The organism is Quadrisphaera sp. INWT6 (genome assembly GCF_015390235.1).
Taxonomy (GTDB): Bacteria; Actinomycetota; Actinomycetes; order Actinomycetales; family Quadrisphaeraceae; genus Quadrisphaera.
On sequence record NZ_VUOH01000005.1, the window covers coordinates 475,538 to 489,589 of the forward strand.

At 75.0% G+C, this 14,052-nt stretch carries 15 protein-coding genes; 12 read left to right on the top strand and 3 right to left on the bottom strand.

The window, feature by feature from the left end; genetic code table 11:
* Positions 1 to 2 precede the first annotated feature (2 nt).
* The 10 genes from F1641_RS17165 (at position 3) to F1641_RS17210 (ending at position 8,773) form a co-directional block, all read left to right on the top strand.
* A complete protein-coding gene (locus F1641_RS17165; protein ID WP_194907507.1) occupies positions 3 to 1,574 on the top strand; it encodes an ABC transporter ATP-binding protein in 1,572 nt (523 codons plus the stop codon).
* On the top strand, positions 1,571 to 2,383 hold the full coding sequence (locus F1641_RS17170) for an energy-coupling factor transporter transmembrane protein EcfT (RefSeq protein WP_206691347.1): 813 nt from the start codon (positions 1,571 to 1,573) through the stop codon (positions 2,381 to 2,383). The genes F1641_RS17165 and F1641_RS17170 overlap by 4 nt, the downstream gene beginning before the upstream one ends.
* A 173-nt stretch (positions 2,384 to 2,556) precedes the next feature.
* Positions 2,557 to 3,177 (top strand): GNAT family N-acetyltransferase, encoded by a 621-nt coding sequence (locus tag F1641_RS23480; protein WP_194907508.1) that lies wholly within the window; start codon positions 2,557 to 2,559, stop codon positions 3,175 to 3,177.
* Positions 3,178 to 3,328: 151 nt separating this feature from the next.
* On the top strand, positions 3,329 to 5,206 hold the full coding sequence (gene dnaK, locus F1641_RS17180; protein ID WP_194907510.1) for a molecular chaperone DnaK: 1,878 nt from the start codon (positions 3,329 to 3,331) through the stop codon (positions 5,204 to 5,206).
* Positions 5,203 to 5,838: a nucleotide exchange factor GrpE gene (grpE, locus tag F1641_RS17185; RefSeq protein ID WP_309225680.1), complete on the top strand. Its 636-nt coding sequence runs from the start codon at positions 5,203 to 5,205 to the stop codon at positions 5,836 to 5,838. Before dnaK ends, grpE begins: the two co-directional genes overlap by 4 nt.
* Positions 5,839 to 5,920: 82 nt before the next feature.
* Positions 5,921 to 7,012, top strand: a complete 1,092-nt coding sequence (locus F1641_RS17190; protein WP_194907512.1) for a DnaJ C-terminal domain-containing protein — start codon at positions 5,921 to 5,923, stop codon at positions 7,010 to 7,012.
* On the top strand, positions 7,012 to 7,509 hold the full coding sequence (locus F1641_RS22585; RefSeq protein ID WP_194907639.1) for a heat shock protein transcriptional repressor HspR: 498 nt from the start codon (positions 7,012 to 7,014) through the stop codon (positions 7,507 to 7,509). The genes F1641_RS17190 and F1641_RS22585 overlap by 1 nt, the downstream gene beginning before the upstream one ends.
* Before the next feature lie 204 nt (positions 7,510 to 7,713).
* Positions 7,714 to 8,196, top strand: coding sequence for a DUF4262 domain-containing protein (locus F1641_RS17200; protein ID WP_255515034.1), 483 nt, complete (start codon positions 7,714 to 7,716; stop codon positions 8,194 to 8,196).
* Positions 8,197 to 8,258: 62 nt separating this feature from the next.
* On the top strand, positions 8,259 to 8,525 hold the full coding sequence (locus F1641_RS17205; protein WP_194907641.1) for a type II toxin-antitoxin system Phd/YefM family antitoxin: 267 nt from the start codon (positions 8,259 to 8,261) through the stop codon (positions 8,523 to 8,525).
* Positions 8,522 to 8,773 carry a Txe/YoeB family addiction module toxin gene (locus tag F1641_RS17210; RefSeq protein ID WP_194907516.1) on the top strand — a complete coding sequence of 84 codons (252 nt, stop codon included), beginning with the start codon at positions 8,522 to 8,524 and terminating at the stop codon, positions 8,771 to 8,773. Before F1641_RS17205 ends, F1641_RS17210 begins: the two co-directional genes overlap by 4 nt.
* 70 nt (positions 8,774 to 8,843) lie before the next feature.
* Here the strand turns inward: F1641_RS17210 and F1641_RS17215 are convergent, their stop codons facing one another.
* Together F1641_RS17215 and F1641_RS17220 are read right to left on the bottom strand one after the other, a co-directional pair.
* On the bottom strand, positions 8,844 to 9,035 hold the full coding sequence (locus tag F1641_RS17215; RefSeq protein ID WP_194907518.1) for a hypothetical protein: 192 nt from the start codon (positions 9,033 to 9,035) through the stop codon (positions 8,844 to 8,846).
* Positions 9,022 to 9,969 carry an aldo/keto reductase gene (locus tag F1641_RS17220; protein WP_219729584.1) on the bottom strand — a complete coding sequence of 316 codons (948 nt, stop codon included), beginning with the start codon at positions 9,967 to 9,969 and terminating at the stop codon, positions 9,022 to 9,024. Before F1641_RS17220 ends, F1641_RS17215 begins: the two co-directional genes overlap by 14 nt.
* Positions 9,970 to 10,060: 91 nt before the next feature.
* Between F1641_RS17220 and F1641_RS17225 the strand changes: the two genes are divergently transcribed.
* Entirely contained in the window at positions 10,061 to 10,846 is a 786-nt protein-coding gene (locus F1641_RS17225) for an isocitrate lyase/phosphoenolpyruvate mutase family protein (protein WP_309225681.1), read from the top strand.
* A gap of 3 nt (positions 10,847 to 10,849) precedes the next feature.
* Here the strand turns inward: F1641_RS17225 and F1641_RS17230 are convergent, their stop codons facing one another.
* Entirely contained in the window at positions 10,850 to 12,244 is a 1,395-nt protein-coding gene (locus tag F1641_RS17230; protein ID WP_194907520.1) for a GGDEF domain-containing protein, read from the bottom strand.
* Between the two features lie 160 nt (positions 12,245 to 12,404).
* On the opposite strand from F1641_RS17230, the gene gndA reads away from it, so the two are divergent.
* Positions 12,405 to 13,922 (top strand): NADP-dependent phosphogluconate dehydrogenase, encoded by a 1,518-nt coding sequence (gene gndA / locus F1641_RS17235; protein WP_194907522.1) that lies wholly within the window; start codon positions 12,405 to 12,407, stop codon positions 13,920 to 13,922.
* The last annotated feature ends 130 nt before the right edge of the window (positions 13,923 to 14,052 follow it).

Consider the following 14,052-nt stretch of genomic DNA (forward strand, 5'->3'; position numbering starts at 1 on the left):
CGGTGAGCCCGCTGCTGAGCGCCCGCGGCTGGGGGTGGCGCTGGAACGCGCGCCGTGCCCACGCCGTGCAGGGCCTCGACCTCGAGGTCGAGGCGGGGGAGCGGGTGCTGCTCCTCGGCGCCAGCGGCGCCGGCAAGTCGACCCTCCTCGCCGGCGTCGCCGGGCTGCTCGACGGCGGCCCGGACGGCACCGGCGAGGAGGAGGGCGAGCTGCTGGTCGACGGCGTCCCCGCGCAGCAGGCGCGCCAGCGGGCGGTGGAGGCCGGTGAGGGCAGGGCGCGCACCGGCCTGCTGCTGCAGGACCCGCAGGCGCAGACGGTGCTGGCCCGGGTCGGTGACGACGTCGCCTTCGGGCTGGAGAACCACGCCGTGCCGCCGGAGCGGATCTGGCCGCGCGTCGACGCGGCCCTGGACGACGTCGGCCTGCGCCTGCCCCGCGACCACCCCACCTCGCGCCTGTCCGGCGGCCAGCGGCAGCGGCTCGCCCTCGCCGGCGTGCTCGCGCTGCAGCCGCAGCTGCTGCTCCTCGACGAGCCGACCGCGATGCTCGACCCGGAGGGTGCTGCGGCGCTGCGCGGCGTCGTCGCCGAGCGCCTCGCCGCCACCGGTGCCGGCCTGCTGCTGGTGGAGCACCGCGTGGACCTGTGGGTCGACCTGGTCGACCGGGTCGTCGTGCTGGCCCCGGGCGGCGGGGTCCTCGCCGACGGCCCGGTGTGGCGGGTCCTCGACGAGCGCGGTGACGAGCTCGCTGCGGCTGGTGTGTGGCTCCCGGGCCGCTCCGCAGCGCCGGGCCGGGGAGGCCGGGCGCAGCCCCGGCGGTCTGGCACCGCAGGGGACGGGCTGCTGTCCCTGGAGGGGGTCGCGGTCGGGCGCCGGGGGTCGGGTGCACGGGTGCTCACGGGCGTCGACGCCCAGGTCCGGGAGGGCTCGTTCACGGCGCTGCGCGGGGTGAACGGCGCCGGCAAGTCGACGCTCGCCCTCGCCGTCGCTGGCCTGGTCCCCCCGGTGTCCGGGCGCGTCCGCGCCCACCCGGCCCTGGCCGGCGGCCTCGCCGCACGACGACGACGGCGTCCGTGGGGCTCTTCGGCAGCAGCCGACGACCCGGCGGGGTGGGCACCCCGTGACCTGGTGTCGCGGATCGGGTCGGTCTTCCAGGACCCCCGCCACCAGTTCGTCGCCCAGACCGTGGCGGACGAGCTCGCCGTCGGCCCGCGCCGCCTCGGGCTGTCGGAGGAGGAGGTGGACGTCCGCACGACCGAGCTCCTGGAGAGGCTGCGCCTCGACCGCCTGGCCCGCGCCAACCCCTTCACGCTCTCGGGCGGCGAGCAGCGCCGGCTGTCGGTGGCCACCGCCCTGGCCACCCGGCCCCGGCTCCTGGTGCTCGACGAGCCGACCTTCGGCCAGGACGCCCGGACCTGGGCCGAGCTGGTCGACCTCCTCGCCGGCCTGCGCGACGCCGGCACCGCCGTGGTGGCGGCGACGCACGACGTCGAGCTCTGCGACGCCCTCGCCGACACCACCTGGTGGATCGGAGACGGGCGCCTGCGCGTCGAGGCGCTGGTGGGCGCGCCGTGAGCACGGGCCTGCTCGACCCCGGTGCGATCCGTCCGACGGTGCTGGCGCGCTCCAACCCCGTCACGAAGCTGGCGGTGGCCACGCTGCTGGCCGTCGTCCTGCTGCTCAGCGTCGACGTGGTGACGGCCGGCACGGCCGTCCTGCTCGAGGTGCTGGCACTCCCCCTCGTCGGGCTGGGGATGGGCGGCCTGCTCCGCCGGAGCGCGGTGCTGCTGGTCGCCGCCGTGCCGGTGGCGGTGCTGACCGTCCTGGTGGGCGTCGACTCCGGCGCCGTGCTGCTCGACGCCGGGCCGCTGAGCATCAGCACGGGCTCCCTCGAGTCCGGTGCCGCCGTCGGCCTGCGCGTCGTGGCGATCGCGCTCCCCGGCGTCGTCCTCCTCGCCACCACCGACCCGACGGACCTGGGTGACGCGCTGGCGCAGGTCCTGCGCCTCTCCCCGCGCTTCGTGCTCGCGGCCCTGGCGGCGTTCCGCGTCGTCGACGTCCTCGCCGAGGAGTGGCAGCAGCTGGGCCTGGCCCGCCGCGCCCGCGGCCTGGGGGGCGACGGGCTGCTGGCCGGCGTCCGCGACCTCGCGGGCCGGGTCTTCGTGCTCCTGGTCATCGCGGTGCGGCGGGCCGCCGTGCTGGCCACGGCGATGGAGGCGCGGGGCTTCGGCGCGGGGGAGGGGCAGGGCGCGGACCGCACCTGGGCGCGGCCGAGCCGCCTGCGGGCGAGCGACGCGGTGGTCGTCGCGGGCGGGGTGCTGCTGGCCGCGACCGCGACGGCGGCGGGCGTGCTCGCAGGGACCTGGCAGCTGCTGCTGACCTGATCCCGGAGCCCTCCGAGGGCCCCCGAGGCATCGTGACCCGATCGTGACCCAGGGCGGGTTGGGTGGGCTGACCTGCGGGTACCTCTTCTGCTGAGCAGGCTCCGGGTGGCGCGTCACACTCCTGTCACACGCGCGGAACACCCGGAGGCGCCGCCGCGTCCAACCTCGGACCCGTGAGCGCAGAGACCCTCGTCCTCCACACCGCTGCCCCGTCGCCGGCCCCCGCCACGGGCACCGCGCTGCTGGCCCAGCCCTGGAGCTTCGTGGCCGGCGGCCAGCCCCTGGCCGTGCGCCCCGCCCGCGTGCAGGACCTCCCGGCGCTGGCTCAGCTGCTCGTCCGGTGCTCGCCCACCACGCGCCTGGGGTGGTCCGGACGCGGCGGCACGGTGCTGCCGCTGGCCCAGCAGGAGGCGTGGCTCCGCCAGCCGGGCGGCGTCGTCGTCGAGCGGGCCCCGGGCCGTCTGGTCGCGGTGGGCGCCCTGCGCCCCGCCACCTGCACGGGCGAGGACGACCCGATCGCCGGCGCCGTCGAGCTGCTCGTGCACGACGCCTGGCAGCGGCGCGGCATCGGCTCGACGCTCGTGGAGCACTTCGCCGGCGCCCTGCTGCTGATGGGCCGCACCGAGCTGCAGGTGCACCCCGACGCCGACCCGGTCGCCGCCCAGGCGCTGCTCACCGGCCTGGGGGCCCGGGTCCGGGGCCAGCGCCACGCCCACGGCCGGTGCCCCCGGGTGCACGTCTCGCGGTCGGCGCTCGACGGCGTCGGCCCGCTGCGGGAGCTCGCCGGCCGCTGACGAGACCGCCGCCGGGGGCGGGAACACCCGGCGCTCCGAGAGGGTTGACACGATCAGACTCAAGTCCTGGGGCCCGGCTCGACAGAGCCGACCCGGCTTGCAAGACTTGAGCGCGAGACACTCAGCAGTCAGCTCTCCAGGAGGAACCACCATGGCCCGTGCGGTCGGCATCGATCTGGGCACCACCAACTCCGTCGTCGCGGTGCTGGAGGGCGGGGAGCCCACCGTCATCGCCAACGCCGAGGGCGCCCGCACCACGCCGTCCGTCGTCGCGTTCGCCAAGTCGGGCGAGCCGCTGGTCGGCGAGATCGCCAAGCGCCAGGCGGTCACCAACGTCGACCGGACCATCTCGTCCGTGAAGCGCCACGTCGGCACCGACTGGACGCAGGCGATCGACGACAAGAAGTACACCGCGCAGGAGATCTCGGCCCGCGTGCTGCAGAAGCTGAAGCGCGACGCGGAGGAGTACCTCGGCGAGCCGGTGACCGACGCGGTCATCACGGTCCCCGCGTACTTCAACGACGCGCAGCGCCAGGCCACCAAGGAGGCCGGCGAGATCGCCGGCATGAACGTCCTGCGCATCATCAACGAGCCCACCGCGGCGGCCCTGGCCTACGGCCTCGACAAGGGCAAGGAGGACGAGCTCATCCTCGTCTTCGACCTCGGCGGCGGCACGTTCGACGTCTCCCTTCTCGAGGTCGGCAAGGACCCCGAGGACGGCTTCTCCACCATCCAGGTGCGCGCCACCTCCGGTGACAACCACCTCGGTGGTGACGACTGGGACGCCGCCATCCGCGACTGGCTGGTCAAGCAGGTCAAGAACAAGGAGGGGGTCGACCTCTCCAAGGACAAGATCGCGATGCAGCGCCTCCGCGAGGCCGCCGAGCAGGCCAAGAAGGAGCTCTCCTCCGCGACGAGCACCAACATCAGCCTGCAGTACCTCTCGATGACCGAGAACGGCCCCGTGCACCTCGACGAGAAGCTCACGCGCGCCGCCTTCGAGGACATGACCCGCTCGCTGCTCGAGCGCACCAAGGCGCCCTTCAACAGCGTCATCAAGGACGCCGACGTCAAGCTCAGCGAGATCGACCACGTCGTCATGGTCGGCGGCTCCACCCGCATGCCCGCCGTCGGCGAGGTCGTGCGCGAGCTGACCGGCGGCCGCGAGCCCAACCGCGGCGTGAACCCCGACGAGGTCGTCGCCGTGGGCGCCGCCCTCCAGGCCGGCGTGCTGAAGGGCGAGCGCAAGGACGTCCTGCTCATCGACGTCACGCCGCTGAGCCTCGGCATCGAGACCAAGGGCGGGGTGATGACCAAGCTGATCGAGCGCAACACGGCCATCCCGACCAAGCGCTCCGAGGTCTTCACCACGGCTGACGACAACCAGCCGTCCGTGCTCATCCAGGTCTACCAGGGCGAGCGCCAGCTGGTGCGCGACAACAAGGCGCTCGGCACCTTCGACCTGACCGGCATCGCCCCCGCCCCGCGCGGCGTGCCGCAGGTCGAGGTCACCTTCGACATCGACGCGAACGGCATCGTCCACGTCTCGGCGAAGGACCGCGGCACCGGCAAGGAGCAGCGCATGACGATCTCCGGGGGCAGCGCGCTGTCCAAGGAGGACATCGAGCGCATGGTCAAGGACGCCGAGGCCCACGCCGAGGAGGACGCCAAGCGCCGCGAGGAGGCCGAGGTCCGCAACTCCGCGGAGCAGCTGGCCTACTCCACCGAGAAGTTCGTCTCCGAGAACACCGACAAGCTCCCCGAGGCCGGCGTGACCCAGGTCCGCACCGCCATCGCCGAGCTGCGCACGGCGCTCGAGGGCGACGACGTCGACGCGGTGAAGTCCAAGCAGGAGGAGCTGGCGCGCATCAGCCAGGAGCTCGGCTCCGCGCTGTACGCCCAGAACGACGCCGAGGCCAACGCCGCCTCGGGTGCCGGGGCCTCCGCGGGCGCGTCGTCCTCCGCGTCGTCGCAGGACGACGACGTCGTGGACGCCGAGGTCGTCGACGACGACCAGCCCAAGAAGTGAGCCCCTCGACGATGACCGACCCGAACGAGGAGCCCGTCGTGTACCGCGACAAGCGCCGCCTCGACCCGGAGACCGGTGAGGTCCGCACGCCGCCCGGGGAGTCCCCGCTCCCCGGCGCGGCGGGCGCCCCCGATGCCGGCTCCACCGAGCCGGCCGAGGCCCCGGCGGCCGAGGGGGCTGCTGCTCCCGAGGCCGACGAGGCGCTGACGGCGGCGAACGCCCTCGCCGAGGAGCGCCTGGGTGACCTCCAGCGCCTCCAGGCCGAGTACGTCAACTACCGGCGGCGGGTCGACCGCGACCGCGACGTGGCGCGCACCTCGGCGACCACGAGCGTGCTCGAGGCGCTGCTCCCCGTGCTCGACGACGTCGCGCTGGCCCGCCAGCACGGCGACCTCGAGGGCGGCCCCTTCGCCGCCATCAGCGACAAGCTGGAGGCGGCCCTGGGCCGGCTCGGGCTCACCCGGTACGGCGCCGTCGGAGACGCCTTCGACCCGTCGGTGCACGAGGCGCTGATGCACGCGGAGAGCCCCGACGTCACCGAGACGGTGGTCACGACGGTGCTGCAGCCCGGCTACCTGGTCGGGGAGAAGGTGCTCCGGCCCGCACGGGTCGCCGTCACCTCCCCGGCCTGACACCCGCACCGACCCACGTCACCCGCCCCGACCCGCGCCCCGTCCACCGGGGCGCGGGTCGGGGCGTTCCGGAAGGATCTGCATGGCTGGCCAGGACTGGCTCGAGAAGGACTTCTACCGAGCGCTGGGCGTCTCCAGCGACGCGTCCCAGGACGACGTGCGCAAGGCGTACCGCAAGCTCGCGCGCACCCTGCACCCCGACGCGAACCCCGGTGACGCGGCGGCCGAGGAGCGCTTCAAGGAGGTCGGTGAGGCGTACTCCGTCCTCAACGACCCCGACCAGCGCAAGCAGTACGACGCGGTGCGCGCGATGGCGGGCGGGCGCGCCCGCTTCGCCTCCGGCGGTGCCGGTGCCGGGGGTGCTGGTGGTCCGGGTGGCGCCGGCTTCGAGGACCTCTTCGGGGGCCTGTTCGGCGGCGCGGGCGGCGGGGGCCAGCGCACCGGGTTCAGCGCTCCGGGGCGCAGCGGCGGTGGCCAGCCCGACCTCGACGACCTCCTCGCGGGGATGTTCGGCGGCGCAGCGGGCCGCAGCGGGCCCGCCGGCTTCCAGGCACCCGCCCCCGGCGGCGCCGGTGGCCAGGGCGGCCGTCGCAGCGGGGTCGACCTCGAGGCCGAGACCACGCTGTCCTTCACCGACGCCGTGGGCGGCTCGACGGTGACCCTGTCGGTCGACGGGAGCCCCGTCACCGCCCGCATCCCGTCCGGCGTGCGTGACGGCCAGAAGATCCGCCTGCGGGGCAAGGGCCGGCCCGGCCCCCGCGGTGGCGAGCCCGGTGACCTCCTCATCACGGTGCGGGTCACGCCCCACCCGGTGTTCACCCGCGACGGCGACGACCTCCGCGTCACCCTCCCGGTCACCTTCGACGAGGCGGCTCTCGGGGCCGAGGTCGAGGCGCCCGTGCTCGACGGCGGGACGGTGCGCCTGCGCGTGCCCGCCGGCACCCCGTCGGGGCGCACCCTGCGGGTGCGCGGGCGCGGCGTGAAGCGCGGTGACGCCAGCGGAGACCTCCTCGTGACGACCCAGGTGGTGGTCCCGCAGCGGCTCGACGGCGACGCGCTGTCCGCGGTCGAGGCCTTCCGGGCCGCGGTCGCAGCCCAGGGCGGTGGCGACCCGCGCGCCGACCTCGTCGCGCGGGCCCGCGCCGCCTCCCGCGCGGAGGGGGCCCCTCGGTGATGCCGGACGGGACCGACCGGGTCGGCGGTGTCAGCGGTGTCGGCGGTGCGCCCGGGGGCCTCCACCCCGACGCGCCCGTCTTCGTCATCTCCGTGGCCGCCGAGCTGGCCGGCATGCACCCCCAGACGCTCCGGCAGTACGACCGCCTGGGCCTGGTCTCGCCGTCACGGGCGAGCGGGCGCGGGCGGCGGTACTCGCCCCGCGACGTCGTCGTGCTGCGCGAGGTGCAGCGCCTCTCCCAGGAGGACGGCGTCAACCTCGCCGGCATCAAGCGGATCCTCGAGCTCGAGCACCAGGTGCTCGCCCTGCGCGAGCAGGTGGAGGAGCTGACCTCGGAGCTGGCCCGCGCGCACGACGCGCTGCAGCGCTCCGCCCGCGTGTTCGCGGCGGGGCCGCGAGGAGACGTCGTCGCGGTCGAGCGCGGCAAGCGGCCCTCGCGCCCGGGGGTGTTCGGCGCGTCGGGCGCGCTCGTGGTGTGGCGGCCGCCGCCGCGCTGAGGTCGGCTGTCGGACCCCGTCGCTAGCGTCCGCCTCGTCAGCACGAGATCTCCGGAGTGCTGGCGGATGTCGAACAGGTGTTCTAGAGTCGTGGTGTCCCGCGAGGGAGGGGAAGCCCTCGCGGGTCCACATCGCTAACATCAGTCACATCTGTCACACCTTGCCCAGTGGTGTCTGGGTCTGTTCGAGGAGGTCGCTCCGGTGATGCGCGCCGATCGCAGGGTCTCCGAGGTCCTTGACCAGCACCGCCAGGAGGTCGACGAGCACGGCTGGTCGGTCATCGAGGTGAGCGGCGGCGGGCGCCGCGCCCTGCCCTTCGCCCACACGGTCGGGCTCGACCGGGCCGGCCACCCGGAGCTCCTCGTGAGCGGCCGCGGCGGGGCCGAGGCCGAGGTGCTGCTGGGCTCCCTGGCCGACGCCGTCCTGGCCGGCCGGCGCTTCCACGTCGGTGACGTGCTCCGCTCGGCGCCCTGGCCCCCGCTGCTCCTGCTGCGCGTCACCGCCCCCGAGGCGCTCGTGGCGGCGCAGGCGATGCTCGGCAGTGACGAGCCCGTACCCGCGCTCCAGGTGGTCTGGGCCGACGACGCCGACCGCTGGCCGTGGGACCCGGCCTGGGCGACCAGCACCAGGGAGCAGCAGCTGTTCGGCCGCGCCCCGAAGATCGCTGCTCCGCGCACCTTCACCTGACCGTCGATCGGCCGGTACAGTTTCTCGTACCGGTGTCGATGACCCTCTCGGAGGTGGTGCAGGTGTCCGTCACGGCTAGTGAGGCGCGTGCCAGGCTCTTCCCGCTCATCGAGCAGGTCAACGACGACCAGGTGGCGGTGGAGATCGTCTCCAAGAAGGGCACGGCCTACCTGGTGCCTGCAGCGGAGTACGAGTCCCTCCTCGAGACCATGCACCTCCTGCGTTCACCGGTGAACGCTGAGCGACTGCGAGCGAGCGTGGCTGCCGCCCACGGCGGCCGTGCCAGCGAGCACGCCCTCGTCGATCCCTCGGTCACAGCCGGCTCGTGAGGCTGGTCTTCACCGACGAGGGCTGGGAGGACTACGAGAGCTGGGTCGACCAGCGCGAGGTCCTCCTCCGGATCAACCGCATGCTCGGGGAGTCGAAGCGTGACCCGGGCACGGGCATCGGCAAGCCGGAGAGGCTCTCGGGAGACCTCGCCGGCTACTGGTCGCGCCGGATCGACCAGGAGCACCGGCTCGTCTACACGGTCATCGCCGGTGACCTGGTGGTCGTCCAGGTCCGCTACCACTACTGACGGTCCTGCACGCGGACTCCTGGGCCCGCACCGATCGGATGACTGAGCCCATCCGCCTTCGCGGCGCGGGTCAGGCGCTCTCTCGCCCGGACGTCGCGCCCTGCGCGCCTGAGCGGATCGCCTGGGTCACGCCGTAGACCGTCATCACCGACCACCCGAGCCTGGAGAACCAGGGCAGGGGGGTGATGACGCTGGCGGCCGTGAAGATGGTGAGGGTCAGCAGCGATGCCTCACGGCTGCGTCCTGCCTCAGTGCCACGCACGGGTCGAGCGCTCGTGCCAGTAGGTGGTCGGGTCCTGCCGGAGGTCGGAGAGCGCCGCGAGCACTCCCTCGTCGAGCTCGAGCGCGACGGCTCCGACGCCGCGGAGCACCTGCTCCGCCGTCACGGCTCCCGACAGCACGCGCGTGGCCCACGGCTGAGCGAGTGCCGTGGCCAGGGCCAGCTGGTCGAGCGGCACGCCGACCTCTGCCGCGACGGACTCGGCACGGGCGTCGCCGCCCGGGGCCAGGCGCCCGTTGGCGAGGGCCTCCTTGACCACCACGGACCACCCGGCGTCGGCCGCCTCGGCGAGCGCTGGACCGGCGGACGGCTCCACGGGGTTCCACGTCGCCTGGACCACGGTGAAGAGCGGCTCGCCGTCGACGGCGATGTCGAGCGCAGTGCGGACGACGTCCGCCTGGCGCGGCCCTGAGGTGGACAACCCGATGCGCAGCCCCCGGTCGCGCTGGGCGGCGAGGGCCCTCAGCAGCTCGGTGTCGTCCAGCACGGGGCTGTCGGGCGTCACGGAGTGCACCTGGTAGACGGCGAGGTGGTCGCCGAGCACGTCCTGCGACTCGCCCAGCTGGCGGCGGAACGCGGCCAGCGAGTGGTCCTTGGTCTCGTGGACCGCGGCGTCCGTCCGCCAGTCCCCGACGTAGCGGTAGCCCCACTTCGACGCCACCACCAGCGACGGGTCGGCGGCGACGTCGGGGCGCCGTTCGAGCCAGTGCGCCAGGAACTCCTCCGCGCGGCCGTAGGAGCGCGCGGTGTCGACGTACCGGACGCCTGCGTCCCAGGCGGCGTCGAGGACGGTGGCGGCGCGGTCGCGCATCGCCTCCACCGACCTGTCGGCGCCGAGGTCACCCTCGCGTCCGGCGGTGATGTACGCCGGGCGCCCCAGCGCCGCCAGTCCCAGGCCGAGCCGCTCCGCTGCCACGGGCGCTGTTCTACCCGTTCCGGCGGGGCGGGTCACCGCGGGCGAGGGCCGGGGTGCGAGCCGGCCGGGGGCGCGGCTAGCGTCCGAGCCCGTGACTGATCTCGCCGCGAAGGCCACCACCCTCCTCGACCTGCACCGCGCCCCCGAGCTGCTCGTGCTCGCCAACGCCTGGGACGTCGTCTCCGCCCAGGTCGTGGCCGCGACCGAGGGCACGAGGGCCATCGCCACCCCGAGCCACGGCATCGCCGCGACCTTCGGCTACGCCGACGGCGAGCAGATCCCCCTCGACCTGCACCTCGACATGGTCGCCAGGATCGCCTCCGCCGTCGACCTGCCGCTGACCATGGACATGGAGGCCGGCTACGGCGACGCGGGGGAGACCACCCGCCGGGCCATCGCCGCCGGCGCGGTGGGCGGCAACCTCGAGGACCAGATGAGGCCGCTGGAGGAGTCCGTCGCCGCCGTCGAGGCGAGCCTGCGCGCCGCCCGCGACGCCGGCGTCCCCGACTTCGTGCTGAACGCCCGCACCGACGCCTTCACCCGCGCCCCCGAGGGCCAGAGCGCCGAGGACACCCTCGCCGAGGCCGTCCGCCGCTCGAAGGCCTACCTGGAGGTCGGCGCGCCCGTCGTCTTCATCCCCCGCCTCGCGCAGCGCGAGCACGTCGAGGCCGTCGTCGGCGAGCTGGGCCGCGGCGTCGTCACGCTCATCTCCATCCCGGGCGTGAGCCTGCCGGCCCGCGAGCTGGAGGCGCTCGGCGTCGCCCGCCTCTCCACCGGCCCGTTCACCCAGCGCGTCGCGCTGACCGCCCTGCAGGACGCGACGGCCGAGCTGCTGGCCGGCGGCGTCCTTCCCCCGGGCACCCGCGCCCTGAACTGAGGCTCAGCCGCCGCCGCGCCGCTCCGCCACCCGGCGGTCGGTGCGGCGGCGGTCGTCGTCCGGGCCCGCATCGACCGCGTCGGCCGCGGCGCCGGCCGCGGGCTCGGGCAGGGGGGCGACGACGACGGCGCCGTCGCGGCGCTTGGCGGCGTACATCGCCGCGTCGGCGCACTCCCACAGCGCCCTCGAGCTCGTGGCGTGCAGCGGAGCGGCGGCCACCCCCGCGCTGGCCCCCACCTGGACGGGCCCGCCGTCGAGGTCCACCGGACGGGCCAGCGCCGCCACGGCGGAGCGGGCGCGTCGCTCGGCAGCGGGCAGGTCGCTGTGGGTCAGCACGAGCGCGAACTCGTCGCCGCCGAGGCGGACCACGTGCTCGCCCGAGCCGGAGTCCTCCCGGAGGCGCCCCGCGAGGGCCACCAGCAGGTCATCGCCGGCGCGGTGCCCGAGGGTGTCGTTGACCGCCTTGAACCTGTCGAGGTCCAGGACCACGAGCGCCACGGGCACCCCGGCGTCGACCACCGCCAGGGCGTGGTCGAGGGCGCGCCGGTTGCCCAGCCCCGTAAGGGCGTCGGTGGTGGCCTGGGAGCGCAGGGCGTTCAGCACGTCGAGCTGCTGGAAGACGACGGCGGTCTTCGCCGTCACGAGCACGATGATCGCCAGCGAGGCCCAGGCGGCGGGCTCGGGGATGGGCGAGACCAGGTGCCACCCGAGCAGGGCGGTGCTCTGGAGCGTCAGGGACACCGGGCCGATGACGATGTCCCCGCCGCTCTCGAGGGCCCGCTCGTCGGCGTGGGGGTCGCGCAGCCACGCCGCCAGGGCCACCAGGGCCGCGGCGGTGGGGTGGGCCGCGTCGGCGAGGGCCCCTGCGGACTGCCCGGCGAGGGCCGAGGCGCTCGACACCTCGGCGACCACCAGCACCGCTGCCGCGACCGCGTGCACCAGCATCCGCCGGTCCGGGGGGCGCAGCAGCGCGGTGGTCGTCAGGCAGAAGGTCAGGACCAGCCACGCCAGGCCCAGGGGGACGAGCAGCACGGCCGCCCGCCCCTCCGAGACGCCCGCGCCCAGGGCCACCGGGGTGGTGGCGAAGGCCCAGACGAGCGCCAGCCCCGCAGGGACGCCCGTGGCGAGGTCGAGCCACGAGCGGGTGGCCGACGTCGTCAGCCGGCGGCGGAGCAGCTGCATCTGCAGGACCGCCAGCGCCGCCACGGCCGCTCCCGCCGCGGCGCTCGAGGGCTGCACCCCGCTCCCGTCCGCTGACGGCGGGGGCAGCAGCACCACGACGAGCAGCGCAGCGACGACCACCAGCGCGGGCAGCGCCGGCGGACGGCGGTGGGCCGGGCGCGCGAGGGCCGCGACGACGGCGAGCAGGGAGGCGGCAGCCACCACCACCTGCAGCACCGCGACCACGGTCCCCCTTCCGACACCGCCCCCCGGTGCGCCGCAGAGATCTTCGTCCACCTCCGGTGCGCGGGCGAGACGGGCTCCTCCGCGCCGGTCCGCCGACGGGTTCCGGGGGGCGGGCTGGCGGGGGCGCGCCGACGCCCGGCAGGATCGCGCCATGGCAGACCAGGACCAGCAGAGCACCTCACCGTCCGCGGCGCGCGCGGACATCGGCGTCACCGGGCTGGCGGTGATGGGCCGCAACCTGGCCCGCAACTTCGCCCGCCACGGCCACACGACCGCGCTGCACAACCGCACCCAGTCGCGCGTCGACGAGCTCGTCGAGCAGTTCGGCCACGAGGGCGACTTCGTCGCCTCCACCGACCTGGAGTCCTTCGTGGCCTCCCTGAAGCGTCCGCGCCGCGTCATGATCATGGTCAAGGCCGGGAAGGCCACCGACGCCGTCATCGACGAGCTCGTCCCCCTCCTGCAGGAGGGCGACATCGTCATCGACGGCGGCAACGCCCACTTCGACGACACCCGCCGCCGCGAGCAGGCGCTGCGCGCGAAGGGCCTGCACTTCGTGGGCACCGGCGTCTCCGGCGGTGAGGAGGGAGCCCTCAACGGGCCGAGCATCATGCCCGGCGGCTCGAAGGAGTCCTACGAGGCGCTCGGGCCGATCCTGGAGTCCATCGCCGTCGACGTCGACGGCACCCCGTGCTGCACGTACGTCGGGCCCGACGGCGCCGGCCACTTCGTCAAGATGGTGCACAACGGCATCGAGTACGCCGACATGCAGCTCATCGCCGAGGCCTACGACCTGCTGCGCCAGGGCCTGGGCAAGACCCCCGCGGAGCTGTCGGAGGTCTTCTCCCAGTGGAACGAGGGCGACCTGGAGTCGTTCCTCATCGAGATCACCGCCACGGTGCTGGCCAAGACCCACCCCTCCGCCGACGGCACCGAGACCCCGCTGGTCGACCTGGTCGTGGACGCCGCCGAGCAGAAGGGCACCGGCCGCTGGACGGTCCAGACCGCCCTGGAGCTGGGCGTGCCCACCACCGGCATCGCCGAGGCGGTCTTCGCCCGCTCCCTGTCCGGCTCGGTCGACCAGCGCCGCGCGGTGCAGGCCGCCGGCACCCTCACCGGCCCCTCGGGCTCGCTGGAGGGCGCCGAGGCCGAGGGCTTCGTCGACGCGGTCCGCGACGCGCTGTACGCCTCCAAGGTGGTCGCCTACGCCCAGGGCTTCGACATGATCCAGGCCGGGTCGGACCAGTACGGCTGGGACGTGGACAAGGGCGCCATGGCCACCATCTGGCGCGGCGGCTGCATCATCCGGGCGCAGTTCCTGAACCGCATCAAGGACGCGTACGACAAGGACGCCTCCCTGGCCTCGCTGCTGCTGGACGACTACTTCGCCTCCGCGGTCGCGAACGCGCAGGACTCCTGGCGCCGCGTGGTGGCCACCGCGGTGCGGATCGGGGTGCCGGTGCCGGGCTTCTCCAGCGCGCTGGCGTACTACGACGGCCTGCGCCGCGAGCGGCTGGGGGCGGCGCTGGTGCAGGGCCAGCGCGACCTGTTCGGCGCGCACACCTACGGCCGCGTCGACAAGCCGGGCACCTACCACACGCTGTGGTCCGGTGACGGCTCCGAGGAGCGCCAGGACACCGAGGGCCAGGGGAGCCACAACCCCCACTGACCCGCTCCCGCACCAGCCAGCAGCAGCCAGCAGCACCGGCTCGCCCACAGGCGGGTGTCGCGCCGGCCCCGTCCACAGGGCCCGCGGCACCCGCCTGCGGCGTCCTCGGACGCGTCCACCCTCGGTGGTG

What these genes read in the sequence shown, in the direction of transcription:
- F1641_RS17200 (WP_255515034.1), top strand. Translation starts at nt 7,714, where the DNA reads ATGCGCGCCGATCGCAGGGTCTCCGAGGTCCTTGACCAGCACCGCCAG.
- gndA (WP_194907522.1), top strand. Translation starts at nt 12,405, where the DNA reads ATGGCAGACCAGGACCAGCAGAGCACCTCACCGTCCGCGGCGCGCGCG.
- F1641_RS22585 (WP_194907639.1), top strand. Translation starts at nt 7,012, where the DNA reads ATGCCGGACGGGACCGACCGGGTCGGCGGTGTCAGCGGTGTCGGCGGT.
- dnaK (WP_194907510.1), top strand. Translation starts at nt 3,329, where the DNA reads ATGGCCCGTGCGGTCGGCATCGATCTGGGCACCACCAACTCCGTCGTC.
- F1641_RS17190 (WP_194907512.1), top strand. Translation starts at nt 5,921, where the DNA reads ATGGCTGGCCAGGACTGGCTCGAGAAGGACTTCTACCGAGCGCTGGGC.